A 23595-nucleotide genomic window follows, 5' to 3' on the forward strand; every position below is an offset into this window, starting at 1 on the left:
CACCACGCCGCCCCGGCGCTCCGGGCCGCCGGGGACATCGCCCACTGCCCCCGCACCGCCTGGCGAAGGACTTCCCCGGCCGCCTCAGAATAGGCCAGCACCGGAAGGCCCAGGCGTCCCGCGAGCCCCCAGTGGGGCGGAGCCGGATCCTCCACCAGAACCACGCCCCGCAGTTGCCAGTGGGTTTTTCGGAGGGCGGCGTAGTGGCCCAGCCCGTTGCCGGCCGGCACCCGGAAGGCCAGGAGCACCACCTCGAGGTCCTCTTCCCCCTCGCGCCATCCCGGGCCGGCCAGCGGAAGCGGCAACTCCCGAAGGTCCGGGCATCCCAACGCCCGCAGCGCCCTCCGGAGGGCTTCCCGACGCAGGGGGCAGGGCTCCGCGATCCCGACGACCATCCGATCCTCCTCGCTGTTGCTTCCCATATGGAATACCCCGCGAGCCGCCTTGTGGTGGGGGGGTCTCTTTTCCGATTCTCCGTGCCGATCGTGACAAGATCGTGACAAAACCGGGCCCCGGTGTGTTAGAATTCTGCGGTGGATCGCGAGCGGGAGGGACGACCGGCGGGTTGTTCGGCTCCTCCGGGGGGACTTTCGGCTGGGCCTGGGCGGGCGACCCGCGACGGGTTTCAAGCGGAGGGATCAGGGGACTCCCGCGTAAAGGCGGGGAGGGCCGCAGGCCGATCGGGTTTTCCCCGGCTCGGTCCGGCCCTCCCCGCCACGCATGCGAATCAAATCCTCGACGGTTGTTGACCCTACGCCCTCCGGATCACGGCCGCCGCTGAAGCACCGCGTCCACCTCGAGGCGGATGGTCTCATCCACGCTCAGCACCACGGGCACGCGAGGCGGCTCCAGCCCGAAGTCAGCGAAGGTGAACTGGGTGCGCGCCTGGGCGATGACGCGATCCCCCTCCACCCGCGCCGTCACCTCCCAGGTCACCGGACGGGTGGTCTCCCGGATCGTCAGATCCCCGATCAGCCGGAAGGTGTGCTCACCCGAGGTGGGGAGGGGCGAGGGCAGCCCCTGGATCTCGCGGGGGACGAAGACGGCATACGGATAGCGGTCGGCCTGCAAAGTGTTGCGCCGGATGAAGTTGTCCCGCCGCGCCTGATCGCTGGTCAGCGTGCGCAGGTCCACCTGGAAGCGCGAGGCCTCAGGGACGACCCGGTTGCCCTCCAGAACCAGCACGCCGGTGATGGCCCGGGTGGTCCCCACCGCATCGTTGGGCAGATCAAACCCCACCAGCTGTTCCCGCACCCGGTAGCGGGCTTCGCTTTCCTCTGAAATCACCCCATAGGCGATGCGATCTCCTGCAGCCGCATCGGAGGGGGCTGCGGTGGGGGTGGGCGCAGGGGGCGCCGGAGGCGTGCTCTCCCCGCCCGGAGCGGATGTGGGGATGGGTGTGGCCGTCGGAGGTGCCCCGGATGGGGCCGCGCAGGCGGCCATCAGGCCGCCGATCAGGAGCAGCAGGAGCGTTCTCTGTAAGAGACGTGCAGAAGCCATCTTTTCACCCTCCCGATGGGATGTTCGAATGGCCGAGCGGCTCAGGGGGCATGAAGCGGCCGGAGCGCCCGGATCAGATAGGCGTCCTCATGCTGCCAGTCCGTCGGAAGGATATGGAAGCCGGCGGCCTCCAGGGCCTGACGGACGATCCCCGGAGGCAGCCGGTGATCCCGCGGCGGACCCTCCTCGTGAACCGCGTCCGGCCGCCAATCCAGAAAACCCACCCGCCCGCCGGGCCGCAGGACCCGATGGAGCTCCCGCATCAGCGCATCGAGGGGCTCCACCTCGTGGGCGATGAAGGCCCCCCACGCGGCGTCCACGGAGGCGTCCGGCAGCTCGATGCGTGGGAGCTCCGACCGCAAGGGACGCACCCAGGGCGGGGGCTGTCGATCGAGCAGGGCCTCCAGCATCTCCGGGCTGACATCCAGGGCCCAGACGATCCCATCCGGGCCCACGAGTTCCGCCAGGGGAAAGGTCCAGAATCCGGGCCCGCACCCCAGATCCACCACCGTCTCGCCGGGCTGCAGGTGGAGGACGGCAAGCAACCGGGGCGGATCCCACTTCGCCCAGCGGGCGGGATCCAGCAGCAGCGCCCGCTTATGGGGGTCGAAGCGCCGTTCGTGAGCGGCCATGGCGGCCTCCCTACGCGCCATCCTCGATGATGCGCTCCTCCGGCGGAACGGGCTCGTCGCCGACGATGAGGCCGTCCTGGATGCGGACGATGCGCTCGGCGTGGCGGGCGACGAAGGGATCGTGGGTCACCACCACCAGGGTGATGCCGCGCTCCCGGTTCAGGCGCTGGAAGAGGGCCAGGATCTCCCGGCCGGTCTTCGAGTCCAGGTTGCCGGTGGGCTCGTCGGCCAGGATCACCGCCGGCTCGGCCACCAGGGCCCGGGCGATGGCCACCCGCTGCTGCTGGCCGCCGGAGAGCTCGTTGGGCCGGTGGTGCAGACGATCCCCCAGGCCGACCAGCTCCAGCATCTGCCGGGCCCGGTCCCGCCGGTCCCGGGCGCCCCGGTAGATCAGCGGCAGCTCCACATTCTGGAGAGCCGTGGCGCGGGGGAGCAGATTGAACGTCTGGAACACGAAGCCGATCTTGCGGTTCCGGATCTCCGCCAGCTGATCGTCCGAAAGCCGGGAGACCTCCTGGCCTTCCAGGATGTAGCGGCCACGGGTGGGCGTGTCCAGGCAACCCAGCAGATTCATCAGGGTGGACTTGCCGGACCCCGAAGGCCCCATGATGGCCACGAACTCCCCGCGCCGGATGACCAGGTCGACCCCGCGCAGGGCCGGGACCTCCACCTTCCCCAACCGGTAGATCTTCTCCACCCTCTCCATCACCATCACCGGGTCTCCCATCCCTTCCTCCTCCCACGGCATGTGCGAGGGTTTTGGATCTCTATTCATTCTGCCCTCGACTGGCCCTGGGCGCTACAACGCGCTATCCCTCGGGATTCACTCGTATCGAAGCGCTTCGATCGGATTCAGGGCAGCAGCCCGGGCGGCCGGGTAGATGCCGAAGAACACGCCCACGGCCACGGCGAAGGTCAGGGCCAGGGTGATCACGTCCCCGGTCACCACCGGGCGCAGCGTCCCGGTCCCAACCTGGACGCCCCGGATCAGCTGAGCGGCGCCGATCCCCAGGCCCACCCCGATCAGCCCGCCCAGGCCGCTCAGGGTGACGGCCTCGGTGAGGAACTGGAGCAGGATGTCCCGCCGCCGCGCCCCCACGGCTTTGCGCAGCCCGATCTCCCGCGTCCGCTCCGTCACCGACACCAGCATGATGTTCATGATCCCGATGCCCCCCACGATCAGGGAGATGGCGGCGATGGCCCCCAGGAAGACCGTAAGGGTCCCCGTGATCTGGGCCGAGGTCTGGATCAGGTCCTGCTGGCTGATGAGGGTGAAATCGTCGTCGTCGCCATCCAGGAGGCGGTGGCGCTCCCGCAGGACGGAGCGGGCGGCCTCCATCACCGCCGGCATCGCGGCCGTGCTCTCCGCCTGGATCAGGATCTGGGAGACCACCTCGCTGCCTCGGAACTGGCCGCCCCGGGCCAGCCGCTGGACTGCGGTGGAAAGCGGGACGAAGATCTGGTTGTCGGGGCTGCCGAACCCGGTGCCGCCCACCGGGGCGAGGACGCCGATCACGCGGAACGGGATGTTGTTGAGGCGAACGAACCCGCCGATGGGATCCCCATCGGGGAAGAGCTGGGCGGCCACGTTCGCCCCCAGGACCGCCACGGGGGCTCCGGTCTCCACGTGGGCGGAGGCGAGGAGGTCACCGCCGGCCACCTGGAGGTTGCGGACGGCGAAGAACTCCGGCGTCACGCCCTGGACGGAGACCCTCAGATTGCTCCGCCCGACGATCACCTGGGCGTTCGTCTGGAAGACCGGGGCCACCGCCGTCACCCCGGGCAGCTCCGCCAGGGCCCGGGCGTCGGCCGCGGTCAGCGTGGAAGCGGAGCCGGGCGCCTGGGCGACCCCGCCCACCCGCAGGCTGCCCGGCGTCACGAAGATCAGATTGGTCCCGACCCGCTCGATCTGGGCGCGAACGGCCTCCTGGGTCCCCCGCCCGATGCTCATCAGGGCGATCACGGAAGCCACCCCGATGATCACCCCCAGCATCGTCAGGAAGGAACGCATCTTGTTGGCCATCAGGCTCGCCATCGCCGTCCGAAATCCCTCCAGAAGGCTCATCCCCACCTCCCTTCCGTCATCCCGGCGGATGAAGCGGGCGCCAAGCCGCCTCGGCGATAGGGGCCGAAGGGCTCACCGGAAGATCCCGGGGCCGAAGAAGCCGGGTCCCGGGACACGGGTGCCGGAGGCGCCTGCTTGGGCAGTCGTCACCACCACGACATCGCCCTCCTGCAGCCCCTCCAGGACCTCCGCCATCGTATCCCCGCGCATCCCGATTCGCACCGGGAGGGTCTCCGTCTGATCGCCGCGCATGACAGTCACGAAGGTCTGCCCGCCCCGAGTGATCAGCGCCCGCCGCGGGACGAGCAGCGCGTTCTCCCGACGGGCGACGGTGATCTGGACCTGCACGGTCATCCCCGCCCGCACGGACGGCGCGTTCTCCTCCAGGGCGATGGTCACCGGGAAGTTCACCACCCCCTGGACCTGGGTCCCTATCGGCGCCACCGAGACGACCTTCCCCTTGAGGCGGGTGTCGGGCGTGGCCTCGGGGATGATGACCGCCTCCTGCCCCGGAGCCACCTGGGCGACGTCCACCTCCGGGAGGTTCACCACCACCTCCAGACGGTTCAGGTCCCCGAGGGTGATGGCCGGCGTCCCGGCGGGGGCCGGACTCCCCTCCACCAGGTTCACCGCTGTTACCACCCCGTCGATGGGAGCCACCAGCCGGGCCTGCTCCAGGCGCAGCTCCAGCTGGCGCACTGCGATCTCCGCCTGCTGCACCTGATACTGCGCCAGCTCCAGGTCCAGGCTGGGATCCTGCACCTGTAAGCGGGTCAGATTCGCCCGGGCCTGGGCCAAAGCGGCCTCGGCCGCTTTCAGTTGCTGCTCCGTGGGTCCGGATTGGGCCTTCTCGTATTGCAGGCGGGAGATCTCGGCCTGCAGCTCCGCCTGCCCCACCCGCGCCTGGGCCAGCTCCAGATCCACTGAGGAAGCGGTGGGCGAGCCGGCCGTCTTATCCCGGCTGAGCTGGGCCTGCCACAGGGCGTTCTTGGCCACCTCGTAGTTCAGCCGGGCGATCTCCCGATCGCGGGGGTCGGGGCCTGCCTTCAAGGCCTCCAGGCTGGCCTGGGCGTTGGCCAGGGCCGCCTGCGCCGCCGCCAGGTCGGCCGGGCGGGCCCGGGCGGTCGCCTGGGCCTGGGCCAGCCGGATCCGGGCGATCTCCAAGTTGATGCGGGCGTTCTGCAGCTGGAGCTCCAGATCCCGCGTGTCCAGCTCCGCCAGCACCTGGCCAGCCTTCACCGCGTCCCCCACCCCGACGTAGACCTTGCGCACGACGCCGGATTGAGTGAAAGCCAGGTTCACCAGAGTGTGGGGCTGAAGGTTGCCGGACCCGCTGACGGTGACCTCCAGGGTGCCCCGACGCACCCGGACCACCGTGTTCTGACCCTGCGGGGACTGGGCCGTCGAAGCCCCCGCGCAGGCGACGGCCAGGATCAGGATCAGCGAAACGAGAATCCCCCATTGTCCTTTTCGCATCAGTTCCTCCGTCTCTAAGAGCTAACGGGAAAGGGTTTCCTGCAAGCCTTGGATGAGCAGTTCCTTCTCCAGATCCGTGAGGCGCGCCTCCGGATGGATAAGCAGATAATCCGCTGGCGGCATGCTTCCATTGCGGATCACCCGAGCGATCTCCTCCGCCAAGCGGGCTTTGCGGGCCGGTGACAGCGCGGCCGGATCCAGCTCGGAGAGGTTGAGGGCCTGCCGGCCCTCGTTCACGTGTAGAACGGTCAGCCAGGAGGCCGGTGCGACCGCGGTATACCAGGGCCAGCGCGTTTCGTTGCTATGGCAGTCCGCACACGCCCGCTGCCAGAGGGCTTGGGTCTGAGGAGAATCCCATGGGATCGTCGCCCGAGCCGGCGGGTTGGTGCGCGGGACCGGGATCAGCTGGGCGATCAGCAAAGCGGCCAGGCTCAGCATGGCCCCGGCGCCCAGGGCCCGAAGGCCCTCCTGCGGCCGATCTCCCCAGATCGCCGCAGTGGGAACGTCCTCCATGCCCCATCGGCGTCGGCTCCAGCCCACTGCACCCAGCGCGAGAAGCGCCAGGGCGCTCAGGATGCCACCTCCGACCGCCATGGTGGACGGGGCCACCCGCACCGGCGCCAGCCCCTCCGGCGGCCGCCCCGGGAAGGGCCCCACGAACGGCTCCCCTCGGAATCGCTCCCCCGACGTGCCGAAAGGCGGCACGGCGCGAGCGCCTTCACCCAGGGTCTCCGGAGGGCCCAGGAAGCCGGGCACCCCACCGGGCCCGAAGCTCCCCTGAAGCCCTGCAAAGGCCGGAGCCGGCCCACGGGCCATCGCCAGCAAGAAGGCCAGAAGGAGGGAGAGGCCCGCAACCAGCCCGCTGGCCCCTCCCAACCCCAGCAGGGCCTGGACCCATTTGTGGATCCGGGACGGGAGATCCATCCGCAGGCCCGCGACGGTGACCGCGATGAGCAGCAACAGGGCGCTGCCCACGGTCCAGAGGGCCGCGAAGGGTCCCACCGTGCCGATTTGAAGGAGGAACATCAAGAGGCCCAGGAGCGTTAGGAAAAGAAACCAGGCAGGCAGGACAAGGAGAATCTTCCGGGGCCACGAAGCGGGCCGGAGGGCGGTGATCCCGGCCACGAGGGCAGCGGCCCCCAGGGCCGATAGGGCGCTCACCCCAATGGCCCAGCGGGAGACCTGCTGCAGGGCCGTGAACCCGGTCACGTTCCGATAAAGGAAGCCGAAGCGGGCGCCCAGGACCGTCAGGACGCCGTAGAGCAAGACTCCCAGGGCGATCCCCCAGAGCGGGATCAGGAAGCCAAACCATCGTCGCCCCATGGGTTCCTCCAGATGATGGTGATGTCAGGCCACAGCGGCCCCGCTGCGCAGTGGGAGGATCAGCTCGAAGCGGCTGCCCTGGCCGGGCCAGCTGCGCACTTCCACCTGTCCGCCGTGGGCTTCCACGATCCAGCGCACAATGGCCAGGCCCAAGCCGCTCCCCTCCGCCGGGGCGTTCCGCCCCCGATAGAAGCGCTCGAAGATGTGGGGAAGGTCCTCCGGATCGATGCCGGATCCGGTGTCCTCCACCCAGATCCGGACGCGCTCCCCCTCCCGCCGGGCGCCCACCGTGATCCGCCCGCCGGACGGCGTGAACTTGACCGCGTTGTCCAGCAGGTTGGCCAGGGCCATCTCCAGCCGCCACCGATCCCAGATCCCCTCGATGGGCTCCGGCGGGAGCTCGAGGGAGAGGGCGATCCCCTTCCGGGCTGCTCCTTCCCGGAACAGGGAGAGCGCGGCCCGGAGGACATCCTCCAGGGCATGGGGGGCGAGGTCCAGGGAGATCAGGCCGGCCTCCAGGCGGGAGAGGTCCAGGAGGTTGTGGGTGATCCAGGCCAGCCGATCCACCTGAGCCTGGCTCTCGGCGAGGAAGGCGGCCCGGGCCTCCGGGTCCTCCGCCGCTGGCCCTTGCAGGAGCTCCAGGAAGGTCCGGAGGGCAGTCAGCGGCGTGCGGAGCTGATGGGAGGCGTCGGCGATGAAGTGGCGCAGGACGTCCCGCTCCCGGGCCAGGGCCGTGAAGCTGGCCTGCAGGCGCTCAGCCATCCGATTGAGCTCGGCGGCCAGATGCCGCAGCTCCACCGGCCCGGCCTCCGGCGCGCGGACGTGGAGGTTTCCCTCGCCCATTTGCACCGCCGCGTGGGCCAGGCGACGGATAGGGCGGCTCAGCGCCTCGCTCACCCCCAGGCCCAGCAGCCCGGCCAGCAGGGCGGCGACGAGGCCGGCCAGGGCGAAGGCGCGGGTGGTGGCGGCGATCACCTCCAGGCTGGGCTCCACCCCGGCCTGCAGCTCCACATACCCGATGGGCGCCCGGGGATCCCCGATGGGCGCCCGCGCCACCAGTGGAAGCGAGGGCGCGGTGACCTCCTCTCCCGCCTCCGGGGACCCAGGCAGCGTCTCAAAGTGGAAGCGGCTGCCCCACGGGCTGCGGAACTGGCGGATCCGCATCCAGCGCATCCCGGGGGGGCTATGGGCGGGCCAGCCCTCCCGGCCCCGCAGATAGAGGGAGCCCCACGGAGGGATCCCGGCTCCCTCGGCACCGGGGGTAGACGCCGGGGCGGCCCAGAGGACCTCCCCGGCGGGGCCGGTCGGGAAGCCGGAGTCGGCCAGCACCCGGCCCTGGGCGTCCAGGATGCGCACCCGGGCGTTCCCCAGGAAGGCGGTGGCGTAGGCCAGGCGGGTCAACCCCTCCGGCCAGGGCTCCGGCTCCATGAACATCCGGGCCTGCCGGGCCACGGCCTCCGCGTTCGCCCGCAGCACCGCCTGCTCCTGCCGGATCCCATACGCCCGCAGCAGGCTCACCGTCAGCACCCCGGTGATCCCCACCGCGACGATGCTGAGCAGCAGATAGCTCCCGATCAGCCACCCGCGAATGGAACGGATCCGCCCGAACGTCCGCATGGTGCCTCCTCAAAGACCAGACGTAGGGCAACTGCAAGCCGTTGCCCTACTCACTGGGGGCCGGCGTCGGAGAGACGGCGGGAGCCGGAGCGGCCATAACTCGGGAGAGCACTCCTTCGCGGGCGAGCAGGAACAGCGTCCCCACGACGACGCCGATCAGCCCTGCCATTCCCAGAACCCCCGGACCGGTCCATACCCACCGGCGCATCGATTCTCCTCCTCTCCACAAGGCCTGTCCGTGACGATCATGCTACGCCTGGAGCATTGTGCCTCTGTTGCCCCTCTGTTAAGGCTCCTTAACAGGATGGCTGGATTTGCCATTGGGCCTTGAACCATGGGGGAAGCCTGGACGGGGCTTGCGGAGGGGTTTTCCTTCAGATTCTCCCGCAGGCGGCGGATCACGAAGAACCGGGGATACTGGCTCTCCAGGCGAAGCGTATGCCTCTAAGGCAGAGGGGCATTGGCGATCCAGTGGCGCTGTATGCCCGGCACACGATCGAAATCCCGGTCGTCAGAGGCAATCGCGGGGACGTTCAGGCGATCCATGATAGCGACGTGGAGAGCGTCCCGAGGCAGCAGTCCGTATCGGGAAGCGTGGTGCAGGAAACGATATGCATCCTCCGTCTCCACACCGACGAGATGCACGTTAGGCAAACGAAGTAGCATCTCAATAGCCCTGCGAATTGGCGGCGCGTGACGTCTTACCAGCCCTGCAGGATCCTGGCGTAACCCTGTGAGAGGATGCTGGCCTTCCTGTTCGCGAATGCGTGCTAACAGCAAGCGGTAAAACAGTTCATCCAGGACAGGAACCCCTACCAGGGCGGCAATCTCTCCCTTAATGACGCGCTCCAGGAAAGAGCGAACAACCGCCAGATATCGTCGGTCAGAACGGAGATACATGTACCACACATTGGTGTCCACATAGACAGGGCCGGGAGGGACCTCATCGAGCCTCATAAAAGCCCCCAACTTCGAGGTCGAAGTCGTAAAACTCAAAGGGTTCTTCCCCCAGACATCCGGCCAGTTCATCCAGCGTCTGATAAGGATCAGTCGGCTCTTCTGGAAGGATGGAAATCTCCCCCTTCCGCACAACAAGACGCAACCGTTTGCCCAGGAGAGCTTCGTCCAGCAGCTCTCGAGGCAATATAAGCGCCCCTTCCGCCTCCACCGTCAGCTCCCGCTCCGTCATGGGAATCACCTCCCGGCCCATTTCCGCCTACATGGTTTTCTGATTTCGACGTTTCCCTCATCACGCCCGCATGATAGTTTTTACCATAGGATGCTCAAGCCTCACAATCCCCACCCATCATCTCCGCTGCACACGCCTCGTCCGAATCGAGTCCTCCTCGGACTGCGCCACCGTCAGGCCGCCAGCGCCCTGCGCACCACCGACGTGCGGCAACCGTCGATATCGTCCGTGCTTCCCCCTTCCTGGAAGCCCTATTACACCGACCGTCTGCATCTCTTTACCGGGAGACTGCCGTTCCGCAGCACATCGTCATTTATTTCACCCCGAAGGGCGAAACAAACGACCGGCGGCTTCCTGCTTCAACGACCCGTAGCTCGTAGACCGGCTCATAGCCGTTCCGCCGCCAGAGGGATCTGGGGCACCCCAGCCGGTCTTCGACCGGCTGGGGACCCCGCGACAGGCGTGACTTCCCGGAGAACTCCCGGTAGGGCCTTTCAGGGCGGCCAACCCGTAGTTTCTCAGATTGAGGGCCGCGTTGAGATCCCGATCCATCTCCAGCCCGCACGCCTCGCACCGGAACACCCGCTGCGAGAGCGGGAGCGCGGGAGCCACCCAGCCACAGCGCGAGCACCGCTTCGTGGACGGGAAGCCCCGCGGCGCCACGATGAGACGGGCCCCATACCAGGCGCACTTATACTCCAGCATCCGCCGGAAGGTTCCCCACCCCACATCCTGGATGGACCGGGAAAGGCTCCCGTTCCGCGCCAGACCCCGGATGTTCAGGTCCTCCACCACCAGAACCGGCTTGGCTTTCGCCAGCTCCGTGGTGATCTTGTGCAGGAAATCCCGGCGGATGTTCCGCACCCGGCGGTGCAGCCGGGCCAGACCCAACGCGGCCTTCTCGTAGTTGCGCGAGAAAACCGTCCGCTTTCGTTCCTCCCCCGTCTCCGGGTCCTGTTCCACCACCGTCCGCCTCTGCTTACGAGAAAGCTTTTTCGAACGCCGCTTCAAAAGCCGCAAAGCCCTCGCCAGCGGCTTCGGCGCTTCGATTCGCGTGCCATCGGAAAGCACGGCGAACGATTCCAGCCCCACATCGATGCCCACCACGTCCTCCGGCCCTTGAATCTCCCGGGGCTCGGGGTCCGGGCGCTCCACCTCGCAGGTCAGGCTCACAAACCAGCGATCCGCCTCCCGGGAGATCGTGGCCGAAAGGATGCGGGCCTTCCGCTCGTGGAGGAGGACGATCAGTTTATCGGTCCGCTCTTTGGTGCGCACCTTGCCGATGCGGGGAAGCTGCACGTGCCGGGGAGTGACCCGGATGGAACCCGTCAGGCGAGCCTTGTTGTCCGCCAGAGCCTTCTTACGCTTGAAGCGGGGGAAGCCGGCCCGGCCCTCCCGCCAGTTGCGGATAGCCCGCTCCAGGTCCCGAAAGGCCTCCTGAGGGGCGCACTTGGAAACCTCCACCCACCAGGGGGCGTGCGGACGCTTCCAGACGTTCCACGCCTTGTGGAGGTCCATCGCGGATGGGATCCGCTCGCCGTGTGCCAGGGCCTCCCGGCAGCGGGCCAGGCCCCAGTTGTAGGCGAAGCGGGCAGCGCCCACGTGCTTCGCCAGGGCGATCCGGGCTTCCCGGTTCGGGTCCAGTTCAAAACGAAAGGCTTGAGTTACTCGCATCCCATCGCCTCCGGCGCCCGCCGGGCCCGGTTCCGTGCGGACCACTCTGCTTCCGAGTCCGGGTGGAGCGCTTCATGGCCGAAATGGATGATCATAAAAACGGCAGCTGCTGGCAACCCTCTTCTACGGCTGGAACTTATAGCCCACGCCGCGTATGGTGACGATCCAGCGGGGGGCGGAGGGGTTTTCCTCCAGCTTCTCCCGCAGGTGGCGGATGTGGACGTCCACCGTGCGATCGTCCAGGACCTCACGGTCGTAGCCCCAGACGGCCTCCAGGAGCTCCTCGCGGGAGAAGGGGCGGTTCGGGTGGGTGACCAGGAATCGGAGCAGGCGGAACTCGGTGGGGGTGAGGGGGACAGGCCGGCCTCCCCGGGTCACCTGGAGCCGCTCCAGGTCCACCTCGATATCCCCGAAGCGGATCCGCTCCCCCGGGGCCGCCATGGCCAGCTCGCCGTAGGCCCGACGCAGCAGGGCCCGCACCCGGGCGATCAGCTCCCGCAGCCGGTAGGGTTTCACCACGTAGTCATCCGCCCCCACCTCCAGTCCCACTACGCGATCGACCTCCTCATCCAGGGCCGTGAGCATGAGGACAGGCTGCCGCAGGCCCTCGCCGCGCATCCGCCGGCAGACCTCGAATCCGTTGAGATCCGGGAGCCGGATGTCCAGGATGATCAGGTGGGGATCCCGCTGGCGGGCCAGCGTCAGGGCCTTCTCCCCAGTGTCCGCCCACAGGACCTCGTAGCCCTCCTTCTTTAGGGCATATTCGAGCCCGCGGGCCACGGCGGGCTCATCTTCCACGATCAGGATCCGCTCCCCAGCCATCCGAATCCTCCCTGGGGTTCATTCAGAGGCTCCCCGCCCGCTGGGGACCAGGCGGACGATCAAGAACAGGATGGTGGCGGTGAGGACGATGGCCGCCCCGGAGGCGACGCCGGCGTAATACGAGGCATAGAGCCCCACCACAGCCGACAGCGCGGCCAAGAGGACGGCCAGGGCCATCATGGCCGGCAACCGCCGGGTCATCAGATACGCCGTCGCCGCCGGGGTCACCAGCATCGCCACCATCAGGGCCACGCCCACCGTCTGCAGCGCCACCACCACCGTGATGGCGATCAAAACCCGCAACAGGTTGTCGAAGAAAGCGGCCGGCAGCCGGAGGGTGACCGCCAGGATGGGATCAAACGAGACCACCAGGAATTCTTTATAGAAGAAAAAGACCAGGGCGGCCACCAGGGCGGCGAAGATCGCCAGGCGGATGAGATCCCCTTCCCCCACCCCCAGCACATCCCCGAAGAGGAGATGGGTGAGGTCCACGGCGTAGCTGCGGGAGGTGGAGATCAGGACCACCCCCAAGGCCATGGCGCCGGCGAACAGGATCCCGATGGCGGTGTCCTCTTTGAGTCGCCCTCCCCGGCTGAGGGTGCCGATGACCAGGGCGGCCAGGAGGGCGGTCCCCAGCCCCCACCAGAACAGGTGGGCGCGGGAGCCGCCGCTGAGCAGGTAGCCGATGGCCAGGCCGGGCAGGATGGAATGGGCCAGGGCGTCCCCGAAGAAGGCCATCCCGCGGAGCACCACATAGGTGCCCACCAGGGCGCAGAGCCCGCCCGCCACCACCGCCGCGATCAGGCCCCGCACCATGAACGCGTATCGCAGCGGGTCCAGGAGAACCCCCATGATCTCGCTCACCGTCTCACCCTCCCTCACAACAAGTATCCCCGACCACGATCAGCTCCTCTCCCACGCGGATCAGGCGCAGGTGGCCGCCGTAGGCGGCCTGCAGGGCCTGCGGGGTGAGGATCTCCTCGGGAGGGCCGAAGGCGATCCGCCGTCGGTTCAGCAGCAGCACGCGATCGAAGTAAGACGCGGCCTGATCCAGATCGTGGGTGGTGAGCAGGACGGTGACTCCCTGCCGGCGCAGGCGCTCCAGGATCTCCAGGATCCCCTGCTGGGCGGGCAGGTCCAGCCCGGTGAAGGGCTCATCCATTAGCAGCAACTCGGCCTCCTGGGCCAGGGCCCGGGCGATGAACATGCGCTGCTGTTGACCCCCGGAGAGGGCCCGGATGGGACGTTCGGCCAGCTCCGCGATGCCCACCTCCTCCAGCGCGCGGCGGACGATCTCCCAATCCCGCGGCCCGGGATGGCGGAACAACCCCATCTTGCCCACCCGCCCCATCATCACCACATCGGCCACGGTGAGGGGGAAGTTCCAGTCCACCTGGTTCCGCTGGGGGATGTAGGCGATGCACAGGTGACCGTGGGGGCCGTGGCCGTAGATCCGCACCGATCCGGCGGTGGGGGTCAGCACCCCGGCGATGATCTTCAGCAACGTGCTCTTGCCCGCGCCGTTGGGCCCCACGATGGCGATCCGCTCGCCCGCCTCCACCGTGAAGGAGACGTCCTCCAGGGCCACCACGCCATCATAGTGCATGGAGACCCCGGAGACCTCCAGGATCGGCAGGCCGGGGGAATGCCGCGCCTCCCATCCCTGCCGGGTAACCTTCCGCCACAGATTCACCAGCGCCATCGCTCCCTCCAGAAGAGGATACCGACCGGTTCAGCGCAGGGCCTCCACGATGCGGCGGACGTTGATGCGCATCATCCCGATGTAAGAATCCGCCTCGCTCCCCGGCTCGCCCAGGGAGTCCACATACAGTCGCACCAGGCGCGTCCCGGTGTCCCCCGCCACCCGTCGGGCCAGGGCGGGGTCCACCGTGCTGCTGACGAAGATGGCCTTCACGCCCAGGGCCCGGATGGCCTCCTCCAGGGCGGCCAGCTCCTGAGGGGAAGGCTGGGCGGTGGTGGTGACCCCCGGGAGGATCGTCCCCACCTGCTCGAAGCCGTAGCGGTGGGCGAAGTATCCGAAGACCTGGTGCTCCGTGACCAGCTTGCGGTTCTCCGGCGGGATCTGCGCCACCTGATCCCGGATCCAGGCGTCCAGCTCCCGCAACTGCGCCCGATAGGCCTCCGCGTTGCGGCGATATCGCTCCGACCGCGCCGGATCCAGCCGGCTCAGCGTTGCCTCAATAGTGTGGGTCCAGGTGATCACGTTGAGGGGATCCAGCCAGACGTGCGGATCCCACGGCCCTTCATGCTTGTGGCCGTGATCTTCGTGTTCGTGGCCATGTTCAGATTCCTCTCCCTCCTCGCGATGGCCGGCGATCGCCTCGAAGGGCCGCAACGGGATCCCCTCCGCCAGCTCCACATACAGGGCCTTTCCCCCCGCGTTCTTCAAAAGAGGCTCCAGAAAGGCCTCCAGGCCGGCCCCGACGGCGAAGATCACGTCGGCCTCCGCCACCCGGGCGACATCCTGCGGGCTGGGCTCAAAGGCGTGGGGGTCCGCCCCCACGGGCAACAAAACCGTCACCTGAACCCCCTCGCCGCCGATCTGGCGCACCACATCCCCCACGATGGAGGTAGTGGCCACCACCGCAAGGGGACGGGCGCCGGGAGCCACGGAAGGCGCCCCTCCGACCGGGGCGCAGGCCGTCAGCCACACCATCACAGGCAGGAAAACCCGCCATCCTCGAAGCGCCATCGCATCTCCTTCTGAGATCAAAGATCCCGACATGGCCCACAGAGGCCGACGAGCTGGAGCAGGTGATCCTCCACCCGGAAGCCGGTCCGCCGCTCCACCTGGGCGATCAGGCCGCTCAGGTCCTCCGCGCCGGGGAACTCCACGGCGCGGCCGCAGCGACGGCAAACCAGGAGATGGTGGTGGCCCGGCGAGGCCAGGACGTAGCCGTCGCACCGATCCTCCCGATGGACGCGGCGCACCAGCCCGGCCCGCTCGAGGACCATGAGGGCCCGATACACGCTCACCAGCCCCAGGGAGCGGTGGAGCCGGCGCCCCCGGGCGTGGATCTCCTGCGGGGAGAGGGGGCGCGCGGCCCGCTCCAGGACCCGCATCACCACCCGCCGGGGCATCGTGATCCGCCATCCGGCCCGGCTCAGCTGCTCCTCCCAGCGCATGGGCCTCCTCTTACTGAAAAATTTTTTCAAAAACAGTGTATCGTGGGATCTCCGCATTGTCAAATCCGGGAGGTGGTTCAGGAAGGGAAGCTTGGAACCAGAATCAAGGAGAGCGGCCTTCGCGGAGAAGATGAAGGCGCAGATCAGGTGGGGGAGCTATGGGCCTCTCCTGGGCGATACTCCCACCATTCGACCTGTCGCGCGGCGATGACCTCCGCAACACGTCGCTCCCGAGAGCTCAGCTTAGATCTTCCGGTTTTGACCTCGACGAACACCACCCGCCGGATCTCCCCTTCGCTCAACCCGTCGAAAACCACGAAGTCCACAGGGGATCCGATGAAGCGCGCATCTTGGGGATTGAACGGGAAATCTGGGAGACAAGGAGCCAGCTGCTCTGTCACCCGGCCCCTCACCACCGCTTGGCTTCGCTGGATAGCATCCTGTCTGATCTGTTCCTCGAATTCTTGTTTCCACCGCTCAAACTGGTTCTGCGCCTCCTGGAGTGCGAGCTCCTTGCTCTCCCTCCGGATCTGGTCTTCATATCGCTGGCGCCATTCATCGAACTTACGCTGCAGGAGCGAGGGGATCTCCGCCTTAAGCGAAAGATAGCGATAGAAGAAGTAGGCGGCGATCCCGAGCGTCAGGATCCAGAGGTAGAGGAAGATCTCCATCCCTGTCCCTCCTGCTGGGGAGCGGGGGCATCTTACCGACGGCGGGAGGGCACCCGGGCCTCCTCCCCGGCCTTCAACCGGGCTACGTATTCCAGGATCTCTCGGGCGCTCTGCACCGCCGCCCGACCGGTCCCGCCCAGCATCTGGGCCAGCTCCGCCACCCGGGCCTCCCCTTCCAGGCGCTGGACTCGGGCGACGGTCCGCTCCCCGGCCACCTGTTTCTCGACCTTGAAATGGGCGTCCCCGAAGCCGGCCAGCTGGGGCAGATGGGTCACGCACAGCACCTGGTGATGGCGCGCCAGGCGCCACAGCTTCTCCCCCACCACCGCCCCTACCCGGCCGCCGATCCCCTGGTCGATCTCATCGAAGATCAGCGTGGGCACCGGGTCCGCCCGGGCCAGGGCCACCTTGAGGGCCAGCATCAGGCGGGAGGTCTCCCCGCCCGAGGCGATGCGGGCCAGGGGCCGCAACCCCTCGCCGACGTTGGGCGCGATGAGGAAGGTCACCCGGTCCAGCCCGGTGGCGTCGAAGGCCCAGCGCGCGCCGTTCGCGTAGGCCCCCTCCTCGTCCGGCGTCCGCTCCAGGGCAACCTCGAAGCGCGCGCCGGCCATCCGGAGATCGGCCAGCTGAGCCTCCACCTCCCGGGCCAGCTGTTCCGCGGCCTCCTGACGCCGCCGGGAGAGCGCCTCTCCCAGCTCGCCGATCTCCCGCAGCAACCGCTCCGCCTCCTCCTCCAGGGCGGCCAGCCGCTCCTCCGCGTGGGTCAGGGTCTCCAGCTCCTGCCGAGCCCGCCGGGCGTAGGCCAGGATCTCCGCCACCGTGTCCCCATATTTGCGCTGCAGGCGCCGGATCAGGTCCAGGCGCTCTTCGATCTGAACCAGCCGCCGCGGGTTGAACTCGATCCGCTCCCGATAATCCCGGACCGCGCGGGCGAGATCTTCCACCTGAGCGCTCAGGCCCTCCATCGCCTCGAGATAGGGCTGGAAGAGGGGATCGATGCGGGCGAGGGCCTGCAGGGCCCGCGCGGCCTCGCTTAGGCGATCCAGGGCGGAGGGGGCTTCGTCCTCTCCCTCGTAGAGGGCCCGGTAGACAGCGTCGGCCAGATGGGCCAGCTGCTCGGCGTTGGCCAGGCGGTTGCGCTCCTGGAGCAGCGCCTCCTCCTCCCCCTCCCGCAGCCGCGCGGCCTCGATCTCCTCGATCTGGAACCGCAGCAGGTCCATGCGCCGCGCCTTCTCCCGCTCATCCTGGCGCAGCTGTTCGATCTCCCGGCGCACCGCGCGCCAGCGGGCCACCCGCTCCGCCAGGGCCGCCCGCAGCTCCCCGACCCCCGCGTAGCGATCCAACAGCTCCAGCTGCTCCCGGGCCCGCAGCAGCGAGAGGTGCTCCGTCTGCCCGTGGATGTCCACCAGGACCTGGCCGATCTCCTTCAGCACATGCAGGGGCACCAGCCGCCCGTTCACCCGGGCCACGTGGCGCCCGCCCTGCCGGATCTCCCGGCTCAGCACCAGCTCCGAAGTTGCTCCCTCCTCCCGCAACCCGTATTCATCCAGGATGGGGGCCAGCAGCGCGGCGGTCGCCTCATTGACCTGGAAGAGGCCCTCGATGCGGGCCCGCTCCGCGCCGGCGCGGATCATCTCCACATCCGCCCGCCCCCCCACCAGCACCGCCACCGCGTCGACCAGGAGGGACTTGCCCGCCCCGGTCTCCCCGGTGAGGACGTTCAGCCCCGGCTCCAGCCGCAACACCACCTCATCGATGATGGCGAAATCCCGCACGTGAAGCTCCACCAGCATCCCATCCTCCACCCCAAAGCCCTACCGCCAGAACCGCAGGTAACCGATCACCGTGCTGATGGCCATGGCCAGATACACGCCATCCCAGAGGGCGCGCGGGAGGAGAAACGGAGAGGCCAGCCAGAGGGGCAGACGCCACAGGAGCAGGCCGGCGGCCAGCCCGCCGCTGGCCACCAGCCAGATCCAGCGCCCGCGGCGCCGCCCAATCAGGCGATGCACCGCGCCCGCGGTGAGGCTCCCCACCAGCGGCCCGACGAAGATCGCCCAGAAGCCCAGGGCGGCGACCAGCGGGGCGGCGATCAGGCCGAGGACCAGGGCGGCCACGGCCGCGATCCCGTAATCCAGCGGGCGGGCGTTGAAGAAGAGGGCCTGCTGACCGGCCACGCACTCCCGGCAACGATAGCCCACCGGCGTCTGCACCGCGCAACGGACGCAGATCGGCCGCCCGCAGCGGTTGCACCGCAGGGTCGTGGGGACGTTCGGATGAAAGGCGCAGAACAGGGTCTCCCCCTCCGCCATCCCTCGCCTCCCGCGTGGAGTAGGGGCGCAGCGGCGCTGCGCCCCTACATTCCGGTTCCAACAACACCCAACAGGAGGACCACCCGCACGCGGAACTCCTCCCTCAATTATGATAGAAGAGCGGACCGAGTGAGCGCTCCGGGCCGCTTCAGCCGATCCACGCCGCCCCGATCCCGGCCAGGAGGGCGCCGGCCAGGGCGGCCAGGGCGTTCACCCCATCGTTGGTCAGCCACGGCCACCCCCGCACCAGCTGGGTTCGCCGGCCGCAACGATGGACCGGGCGTTCGGTCTCCTTGCCGCAACGGTCGCACCAGTAGATCCCCTGGACCGTGGCCCCCAGCAGGCTGTCGAATAGGGCGGCGAGGAGGCCGGCCAGGCCCACGAGGAGCGCATCCCCTATGGATCCCCCAACCGGGCTTCCCAGCAGGGCGAGGAGCCCGATCCCCAGCGCCCCGATCCCCGCCGCGGCCGTCCCTTCTGGAGAGATCGCCCCGGAGGTGCCGGGTGGGACAAGCCGTCCGTCCCGGATCCGTCGGGGCGGCCGGGGGCTGAGCAGCCCGATTTCGGTGGCCCAGGTGTCCGCGGTGACCGCGGCGAGGCTCCCGGCGAAGGCCCACCAGAGGGTCGGGTGAGGGGAAAGCGCCCAGATCAGCGCAAGGAGAGCACCGACGCCGCCGTTGGCCAGGGCTTGGCCCAGATCCCGGCGCCCCCCTTTGGCGAACTCCCGCGCCACCCCCGCCTTCCGGCCTGCTCGATAATGGGTGAGGGCGGAGGAAGAGATGAAAAAGGCAAGTAACAGGAAGGCCCATGGCCAGCCCCCGAAGCCGAACACCGCCGTGCCCACCAGGACGGCGCCCAGCCATCCGCTGCGATCCAGGGCTTCCAGCCGATAGGCCACCCCGCCGATCCCGAAGCTCAGCACCAGGCCCAGGGCCAGCCGCAGGGGAACCTCCCCCACGCTTCCCTCCTTCGTTCCGCGCTCCCCATCCCCTCATGCCAGTGTAAGCCGGATCCCCATCCCCGCCATGGGGAGCGCAGACGGAGAGTAGGGGCCCTCACCTCGTTCCTTACCCGTTTGCGCCGCAGGCCTCCGAGCGCCCGGATGTGGCAGCGCCCGGGAAGGGACGCTAAGATAGTAGAGATTGTGCGCAGATCCACCCCATAGGCCGGCATGATGCGAACCCCCTCATCGACCGATGAAACAATGGGGCCGCGAAAGGAGGAGGGATGATGCGGTTCGAACGCAAGATCCAGGAGGAGGCCGCCCGCGCGGCGCGACGCCTGCCGCCCGGACAGGTGCTCACGGACAGGTTCCCCGTCCTTCACTACGGGCCGGTCCCGAAGTTCGACCCGGCTACATGGGATTTCCGCGTCTTCGGGCTGGTAGAGGAGGAGCGGCGGTGGACCTGGGAGGAGTTCCAGCAGCTGCCCCGCACCACCATCACCGTGGACGTCCACTGCGTCACGGGATGGAGCAAGCTGGACACCACCTGGACCGGGGTGGCCTTCCGGGATCTGTTGCGGTTCGTCCGGCCCAAGCCCGAGGCCCGTTACGTGATGGCCCACTGTGAATACGGCTTCACGACCAACATCCCGATGGAATACATGGAGGATGCCCTCCTGGCCACCCATTACAACGGGGAGCCCCTGACCCCCGAGCACGGCTACCCGCTCCGCCTCGTCGTCCCCCGCCTTTACTTCTGGAAGAGCGCCAAGTGGCTCCGAGCCCTGGAGTTCATGGCCGAGGATCGCCCCGGGTTCTGGGAGCAGGCGGGCTATCACATGCGCGGGGATCCGTGGCGGGAGGAACGCTACCGGGAGGACTGGTAAGGGGAACGGGCATGAGCGGGAACATCGCGGTAGCCCACGAGATCGATGCCCTCCCGGATCCGCTTTCAAAGCCGGGCGTGCGATGCCGTCAACATAATGAGGTCCGGGGGTATCTTCTCGAGTTCCCTGATTGGATCGGGGTGATCATTCAGGCAGTCCAGGCGGTTCGCCGCCATCTGCTGGAAGCGCACCTGCCGCTTAGCGAATCCTGAGATCCGGAGGGAAAGGCCGATGCAGACCTATGCGTATGGGTATCCGCGTCTGGGGCGCAAGCGGGAATACAAGACCCTGATCGAAGGTTTCTGGCAGGGGAAGGTCTCCGAGGCGGAGCTGACGGCCGGCCTGGAAGCCTTAGAGGAGGAGCGCCTCGCCGCCTACCGCCGGTTCGTCGATCGCTTCCCCATCGGCGAGATGTCCCTTTACGACCCGATGCTGGACACAGCCCTGATGCTGGGCCTTTACCCGAACGGCGGCCGGCTGGAGGATTACTTCGCCCTGGCCCGGGGCGAAGGGGCCCTCGAGCTCACCAAGTGGTTCAACACGAACTATCACTATCTGGTCCCCGAGATCCGGATGGAGGCCGGCACCCCGCCGCCCTTCCGGCTGGCCTGGAACAAGCCCCTCGAGGCCTTCCGGAAGCACCCGGAGGGGTTGCCTTATGTCATTGGGCCCTACACCTTCGTCCGCCTGAGCAAAGGATATCCTCCCGAGGCCTTCGGGGAGATCCTGCGGGCGCTGCTGCCGGTCTATGGGGAGCTGCTGCGATCCCTGCGGGCGGCCGGCGCCGAGGCCATCCACGTCGATGAGCCCGCCTGGGCCCTGGACGTGCCCCCGGAACACGTGGCCCTCATTCGGGAGGCTTACACGGCCCTGGGCCAGGAGGCGGCGTTGCTGGTCTTCACCTACTACGAGGCGGTGGACTTCCTGCCGGCCCTCTACGATCTCCCCCTCCGGGGCATCGGCCTGGACCTCCTCCACGGGCCCGGGAACTGGGAGGCCCTCCGTCGGGCCGGCTTCCCATCGGACAAGATCCTTATCGCCGGCCTGGTGGACGGCCGCAACATCTGGAAGACTGACCTGAGCAAGGCCGCGGCCCAGGTCGAGGACCTGCGTCGGCACACGGGGGCGGAGATCTGGATCTCCAACGCCGGGCCGCTCTATCATCTCCCGGTGACAGCGGAGGCGGAGGCGAAACTGGACCTCGCCCTGCGGGAGCGCATCGCCTTCGCCACGGAGCGGCTGAAGGAGCTGCGCCTCCTGAAGGCCCTGCTGACCGGGGAGCCGGATGAGGAAGCCCGGCGCTGGAACACCTACATCCATCCGGTGGATCACTGGCGTCATCCGGAGGTCCAGGAGCGGGTGCGCCGGCTGGGCCCGGCGGACTTCTCCCGCGAGGCCCCTTACGAGGAGCGGAACCGGCGGCAGCGGGCGCGGCTGAACCTTCCCCTCTTCCCCACCACCACCATCGGGAGCTTCCCGCAGACGGAGGACCTGCGCCGGGCGCGCACGGCCTTCCGCGCCGGCAAGCTCCCGGCTGAGGAGTATGAGGCGCTGATCCGGGAGCGCATCCGCTATGTGATCCGGCTGCAGGAGGAGCTGGGGCTGGACGTCCTGGTGCACGGGGAGTTCGAGCGCTCGGACATGGTGGAGTTCTTCGCCGAGCGGCTGGAGGGCTTCGCCATCACCCAGCACGGCTGGATCCTCTCTTACGGCACGCGGGTCTACCGGCCGCCCATCCTGTATGGGGACGTGCGCCGTCCGGCCCCCATGACCTTGCGGGAGATCACCTACGCCCAGTCTCTGACGGAGAAGCCGGTCAAGGGGATGCTCACCGGCCCGGTGACCATGCTGGCCTGGAGCTACATCCGGGAGGACATCCCCGTCCATGAGGTCGCCTTCCAGCTGGCCCTGGCCATCCAGGACGAGGTGCGGGATCTGGAGGCGGCGGGCATCCGGGTGATCCAGATCGACGAGCCGGCCTTCCGGGAGCGGGCGCCCCTCAAGCGTCGGGATTGGCCGGCCTACTTCGACTGGGCGGTGAAGGCCTTCCGCCTGGCCTCCCGGGCCCGCCCGGAGACCCAGATCCACACCCACATGTGCTATTCGGAGTTCAACGAGATCATCGAATCCATCGACGCCCTGGACGCCGATGTGATCAGCATCGAGGCCACGCGGAGCCGGGGGGAGGTCATTCAGGCCTTCGAGCGCCACCGATATCCGCGCCAGATTGGACCCGGGGTCTACGACGTGCACTCCCCGGCCATCCCGACCCCCGAGTCGATGGAAGCCATCATCGAGCGGGCCATCCGGGTGATCCCGTCGGAGCGCATCTGGGTGAACCCGGACTGCGGGCTCAAGACCCGGCGCTGGGAGGAGGTCATCCCCTCCCTGCGCCACATGGTGGCCGCCGCCCGCCGCCTCCGCGAACGCCACGGAGCGCCCGTCCCTGCCTCATAAGATCGCTCCCTTCCATGGCGGGGGCGGCCTAGGGGGCCTCGCCCAGCCAGCGGATGGCGGGGAAGGCTCCCCGGACTGCGTTGTAGAGGCGTTCATCCGCCGTCCAGAACTCGCCTCCGACCATCTCGGTCAGGGCGAGGTAGCATGCGTCATAGGCGGCGGGGAGGCGGAGGCGGGAGGCCAAGTCGAAGGCCCTCCGGGGAAGCTCCGGCGGGTCCAGGAAGGCGATGTCCAGGGAGAGAGCGGCTTCTAGGGCCCGGCGTGCGTCCGCCTCCTGCATCAGGCTGCGGACCGCCTTCCGCCGGAGGGCCGAGGCGAGCTCATAGCGCAGCAGGCCCGGCGCGACCACCTGGGTTTCCCGGCTCATCCAGGCCGTCCAGAGCGTCAACGCCCTCTCGCTTCGGCTCTCCGGGGTCACTAGGGCGACGACCACGCTGGCGTCAACGCAGACCAGTGAGTTCAGCATCCCGCTCCTCTCGCATCCGGCGGATGTCCTCAGACGAGTCGGGGAGCTGGCCGTATTTGGCCTGCAATTCCCGCTGAAGGGCCCGGAGCCGCTCCACGCTTTCCATGCGCTGGCGGCGTCGAAGCTCCCGCTCGGCGGCCTCGGCAATGACCCGGGAGCGCTGGCCGGGGGGGATCCGGCGCCGGATCTCCTCCCATAGGGCACGCGGGAAGACCAAGGTGACCCGGACGGTATCGCCCATGCATACTCCTTGTGCAAACGAGAATTCTGAATCCATTATGCATCCATTCCGGCCGCCTGTCCAACCGGCTGGCTGCGGCAGTAGGAGGATCGATCAGGAGGCTGGCTTTCCGTCCGAATATCCCCGGGCCTTGAAAACCCTAAGCCTTCCCCCCACCTTCCTTTTCCGGCAGC

Annotated in this window: 26 protein-coding genes; 3 read left to right on the forward strand and 23 right to left on the reverse strand. The window is 68.4% G+C overall.

Going from position 1 to position 23595, the window contains the following annotated elements; genetic code table 11:
* The 21 genes from CFB18_RS03010 to CFB18_RS03100 all read right to left on the reverse strand — a co-directional run.
* Nucleotides 1-395 (reverse strand): hypothetical protein (locus CFB18_RS03010; protein ID WP_143597494.1); only part of this gene is annotated, 395 nt, incomplete at its 3' end.
* A 370-nt stretch (nt 396-765) separates the two neighbouring features.
* Nucleotides 766-1500 carry a YceI family protein gene (locus tag CFB18_RS03015; protein WP_200808053.1) on the reverse strand — a complete coding sequence of 245 codons (735 nt, stop codon included), beginning with the start codon at nt 1498-1500 and terminating at the stop codon, nt 766-768.
* 41 nt (nt 1501-1541) lie between these two features.
* Nucleotides 1542-2153 (reverse strand): class I SAM-dependent methyltransferase, encoded by a 612-nt coding sequence (locus CFB18_RS03020; RefSeq protein ID WP_088570332.1) that lies wholly within the window; start codon nt 2151-2153, stop codon nt 1542-1544.
* Entirely contained in the window at nt 2143-2859 is a 717-nt protein-coding gene (locus CFB18_RS03025) for an ABC transporter ATP-binding protein (protein WP_088570333.1), read from the reverse strand. Before CFB18_RS03025 ends, CFB18_RS03020 begins: the two co-directional genes overlap by 11 nt.
* Nucleotides 2860-2955: 96 nt before the next feature.
* A complete protein-coding gene (locus CFB18_RS03030; RefSeq protein ID WP_088570334.1) occupies nt 2956-4197 on the reverse strand; it encodes an ABC transporter permease in 1242 nt (413 codons plus the stop codon).
* 72 nt (nt 4198-4269) lie between these two features.
* A complete protein-coding gene (locus CFB18_RS03035) occupies nt 4270-5673 on the reverse strand; it encodes an efflux RND transporter periplasmic adaptor subunit (RefSeq protein ID WP_088570335.1) in 1404 nt (467 codons plus the stop codon).
* Between the two features lie 21 nt (nt 5674-5694).
* Nucleotides 5695-6996, reverse strand: a complete 1302-nt coding sequence (locus CFB18_RS15540; protein WP_200808054.1) for a heme-binding domain-containing protein — start codon at nt 6994-6996, stop codon at nt 5695-5697.
* 24 nt (nt 6997-7020) lie between these two features.
* Nucleotides 7021-8613 (reverse strand): sensor histidine kinase, encoded by a 1593-nt coding sequence (locus tag CFB18_RS03045; protein ID WP_088570336.1) that lies wholly within the window; start codon nt 8611-8613, stop codon nt 7021-7023.
* Nucleotides 8614-8659: 46 nt separating this feature from the next.
* Nucleotides 8660-8821 (reverse strand): hypothetical protein, encoded by a 162-nt coding sequence (locus CFB18_RS15195; protein ID WP_159461540.1) that lies wholly within the window; start codon nt 8819-8821, stop codon nt 8660-8662.
* Between the two features lie 236 nt (nt 8822-9057).
* Entirely contained in the window at nt 9058-9570 is a 513-nt protein-coding gene (locus tag CFB18_RS03050; protein ID WP_159461541.1) for a type II toxin-antitoxin system VapC family toxin, read from the reverse strand.
* On the reverse strand, nt 9557-9802 hold the full coding sequence (locus tag CFB18_RS15200; RefSeq protein WP_159461542.1) for an AbrB/MazE/SpoVT family DNA-binding domain-containing protein: 246 nt from the start codon (nt 9800-9802) through the stop codon (nt 9557-9559). Before CFB18_RS15200 ends, CFB18_RS03050 begins: the two co-directional genes overlap by 14 nt.
* A gap of 318 nt (nt 9803-10120) precedes the next feature.
* Nucleotides 10121-11476, reverse strand: coding sequence for an RNA-guided endonuclease InsQ/TnpB family protein (locus tag CFB18_RS03055; protein ID WP_088570338.1), 1356 nt, complete (start codon nt 11474-11476; stop codon nt 10121-10123).
* Nucleotides 11477-11599: 123 nt separating this feature from the next.
* Nucleotides 11600-12298, reverse strand: coding sequence for a response regulator transcription factor (locus CFB18_RS03060; RefSeq protein ID WP_088570339.1), 699 nt, complete (start codon nt 12296-12298; stop codon nt 11600-11602).
* A gap of 18 nt (nt 12299-12316) precedes the next feature.
* Entirely contained in the window at nt 12317-13162 is an 846-nt protein-coding gene (locus CFB18_RS03065; RefSeq protein ID WP_200808055.1) for a metal ABC transporter permease, read from the reverse strand.
* 4 nt (nt 13163-13166) lie between these two features.
* Nucleotides 13167-14000 carry a metal ABC transporter ATP-binding protein gene (locus CFB18_RS03070; protein WP_088570340.1) on the reverse strand — a complete coding sequence of 278 codons (834 nt, stop codon included), beginning with the start codon at nt 13998-14000 and terminating at the stop codon, nt 13167-13169.
* A gap of 30 nt (nt 14001-14030) precedes the next feature.
* Nucleotides 14031-15011: a metal ABC transporter substrate-binding protein gene (locus CFB18_RS03075; protein ID WP_159461543.1), complete on the reverse strand. Its 981-nt coding sequence runs from the start codon at nt 15009-15011 to the stop codon at nt 14031-14033.
* Between the two features lie 17 nt (nt 15012-15028).
* Complete coding sequence (locus tag CFB18_RS03080; protein WP_159461544.1) at nt 15029-15445, reverse strand: Fur family transcriptional regulator; 417 nt, start codon at nt 15443-15445, stop codon at nt 15029-15031.
* A gap of 143 nt (nt 15446-15588) precedes the next feature.
* The gene (locus CFB18_RS03085; protein WP_088570343.1) at nt 15589-16116 is read right to left on the reverse strand and encodes a Holliday junction resolvase-like protein; all 528 of its coding nucleotides are present in this window, start codon (nt 16114-16116) and stop codon (nt 15589-15591) included.
* Between the two features lie 32 nt (nt 16117-16148).
* Complete coding sequence (gene recN / locus CFB18_RS03090; RefSeq protein ID WP_088570344.1) at nt 16149-17909, reverse strand: DNA repair protein RecN; 1761 nt, start codon at nt 17907-17909, stop codon at nt 16149-16151.
* A gap of 21 nt (nt 17910-17930) precedes the next feature.
* Nucleotides 17931-18428, reverse strand: a complete 498-nt coding sequence (locus tag CFB18_RS03095; RefSeq protein ID WP_088570345.1) for a B-box zinc finger protein — start codon at nt 18426-18428, stop codon at nt 17931-17933.
* A gap of 148 nt (nt 18429-18576) precedes the next feature.
* On the reverse strand, nt 18577-19386 hold the full coding sequence (locus tag CFB18_RS03100; RefSeq protein ID WP_088570346.1) for a DUF92 domain-containing protein: 810 nt from the start codon (nt 19384-19386) through the stop codon (nt 18577-18579).
* A gap of 272 nt (nt 19387-19658) precedes the next feature.
* Between CFB18_RS03100 and CFB18_RS03105 the strand changes: the two genes are divergently transcribed.
* Genes CFB18_RS03105 through metE form a run of 3 tightly spaced genes read left to right on the forward strand, consistent with a single transcriptional unit; the run spans nt 19659 to nt 22715 of the window.
* Nucleotides 19659-20258 carry a sulfite oxidase-like oxidoreductase gene (locus CFB18_RS03105; RefSeq protein WP_200808056.1) on the forward strand — a complete coding sequence of 200 codons (600 nt, stop codon included), beginning with the start codon at nt 19659-19661 and terminating at the stop codon, nt 20256-20258.
* Between the two features lie 11 nt (nt 20259-20269).
* On the forward strand, nt 20270-20470 hold the full coding sequence (locus tag CFB18_RS03110; RefSeq protein ID WP_088570348.1) for a hypothetical protein: 201 nt from the start codon (nt 20270-20272) through the stop codon (nt 20468-20470).
* 19 nt (nt 20471-20489) lie between these two features.
* The gene (metE, locus tag CFB18_RS03115; protein WP_088570349.1) at nt 20490-22715 is read left to right on the forward strand and encodes a 5-methyltetrahydropteroyltriglutamate--homocysteine S-methyltransferase; all 2226 of its coding nucleotides are present in this window, start codon (nt 20490-20492) and stop codon (nt 22713-22715) included.
* Between the two features lie 28 nt (nt 22716-22743).
* On the opposite strand, the gene CFB18_RS03120 is transcribed toward metE, so the two are convergent.
* Nucleotides 22744-23181: a type II toxin-antitoxin system VapC family toxin gene (locus tag CFB18_RS03120; RefSeq protein ID WP_088570350.1), complete on the reverse strand. Its 438-nt coding sequence runs from the start codon at nt 23179-23181 to the stop codon at nt 22744-22746.
* Complete coding sequence (locus CFB18_RS03125; RefSeq protein WP_088570351.1) at nt 23156-23422, reverse strand: hypothetical protein; 267 nt, start codon at nt 23420-23422, stop codon at nt 23156-23158. The genes CFB18_RS03120 and CFB18_RS03125 overlap by 26 nt, the downstream gene beginning before the upstream one ends.
* Nucleotides 23423-23595: the final 173 nt, after the last annotated feature.

This window comes from Thermoflexus hugenholtzii JAD2, from assembly GCF_900187885.1.
In the GTDB taxonomy this organism is placed as follows: domain Bacteria; phylum Chloroflexota; class Anaerolineae; order Thermoflexales; family Thermoflexaceae; genus Thermoflexus; species Thermoflexus hugenholtzii.

Excerpts from the sequence above, each read along its gene's own strand:
- CFB18_RS03015 (WP_200808053.1), bottom strand. The coding sequence starts at position 1,500 with ATGGCTTCTGCACGTCTCTTACAGAGAACGCTCCTGCTGCTCCTGATC.
- CFB18_RS03020 (WP_088570332.1), bottom strand. The coding sequence starts at position 2,153 with ATGGCGCGTAGGGAGGCCGCCATGGCCGCTCACGAACGGCGCTTCGAC.
- CFB18_RS03025 (WP_088570333.1), bottom strand. The coding sequence starts at position 2,859 with ATGGGAGACCCGGTGATGGTGATGGAGAGGGTGGAGAAGATCTACCGG.
- CFB18_RS03030 (WP_088570334.1), bottom strand. The coding sequence starts at position 4,197 with ATGAGCCTTCTGGAGGGATTTCGGACGGCGATGGCGAGCCTGATGGCC.
- CFB18_RS03035 (WP_088570335.1), bottom strand. The coding sequence starts at position 5,673 with ATGCGAAAAGGACAATGGGGGATTCTCGTTTCGCTGATCCTGATCCTG.
- CFB18_RS15540 (WP_200808054.1), bottom strand. The coding sequence starts at position 6,996 with ATGGGGCGACGATGGTTTGGCTTCCTGATCCCGCTCTGGGGGATCGCC.
- CFB18_RS03045 (WP_088570336.1), bottom strand. The coding sequence starts at position 8,613 with ATGCGGACGTTCGGGCGGATCCGTTCCATTCGCGGGTGGCTGATCGGG.
- CFB18_RS15195 (WP_159461540.1), bottom strand. The coding sequence starts at position 8,821 with ATGCGCCGGTGGGTATGGACCGGTCCGGGGGTTCTGGGAATGGCAGGG.
- CFB18_RS03050 (WP_159461541.1), bottom strand. The coding sequence starts at position 9,570 with ATGAGGCTCGATGAGGTCCCTCCCGGCCCTGTCTATGTGGACACCAAT.
- CFB18_RS15200 (WP_159461542.1), bottom strand. The coding sequence starts at position 9,802 with ATGACGGAGCGGGAGCTGACGGTGGAGGCGGAAGGGGCGCTTATATTG.
- CFB18_RS03055 (WP_088570338.1), bottom strand. The coding sequence starts at position 11,476 with ATGCGAGTAACTCAAGCCTTTCGTTTTGAACTGGACCCGAACCGGGAA.
- CFB18_RS03060 (WP_088570339.1), bottom strand. The coding sequence starts at position 12,298 with ATGGCTGGGGAGCGGATCCTGATCGTGGAAGATGAGCCCGCCGTGGCC.
- CFB18_RS03070 (WP_088570340.1), bottom strand. The coding sequence starts at position 14,000 with ATGGCGCTGGTGAATCTGTGGCGGAAGGTTACCCGGCAGGGATGGGAG.
- CFB18_RS03075 (WP_159461543.1), bottom strand. The coding sequence starts at position 15,011 with ATGGCGCTTCGAGGATGGCGGGTTTTCCTGCCTGTGATGGTGTGGCTG.
- CFB18_RS03080 (WP_159461544.1), bottom strand. The coding sequence starts at position 15,445 with ATGCGCTGGGAGGAGCAGCTGAGCCGGGCCGGATGGCGGATCACGATG.
- CFB18_RS03085 (WP_088570343.1), bottom strand. The coding sequence starts at position 16,116 with ATGGAGATCTTCCTCTACCTCTGGATCCTGACGCTCGGGATCGCCGCC.
- recN (WP_088570344.1), bottom strand. The coding sequence starts at position 17,909 with ATGCTGGTGGAGCTTCACGTGCGGGATTTCGCCATCATCGATGAGGTG.
- CFB18_RS03095 (WP_088570345.1), bottom strand. The coding sequence starts at position 18,428 with ATGGCGGAGGGGGAGACCCTGTTCTGCGCCTTTCATCCGAACGTCCCC.
- CFB18_RS03105 (WP_200808056.1), top strand. The coding sequence starts at position 19,659 with ATGCGGTTCGAACGCAAGATCCAGGAGGAGGCCGCCCGCGCGGCGCGA.
- CFB18_RS03110 (WP_088570348.1), top strand. The coding sequence starts at position 20,270 with ATGAGCGGGAACATCGCGGTAGCCCACGAGATCGATGCCCTCCCGGAT.
- metE (WP_088570349.1), top strand. The coding sequence starts at position 20,490 with ATGCAGACCTATGCGTATGGGTATCCGCGTCTGGGGCGCAAGCGGGAA.
- CFB18_RS03120 (WP_088570350.1), bottom strand. The coding sequence starts at position 23,181 with ATGCTGAACTCACTGGTCTGCGTTGACGCCAGCGTGGTCGTCGCCCTA.
- CFB18_RS03125 (WP_088570351.1), bottom strand. The coding sequence starts at position 23,422 with ATGGGCGATACCGTCCGGGTCACCTTGGTCTTCCCGCGTGCCCTATGG.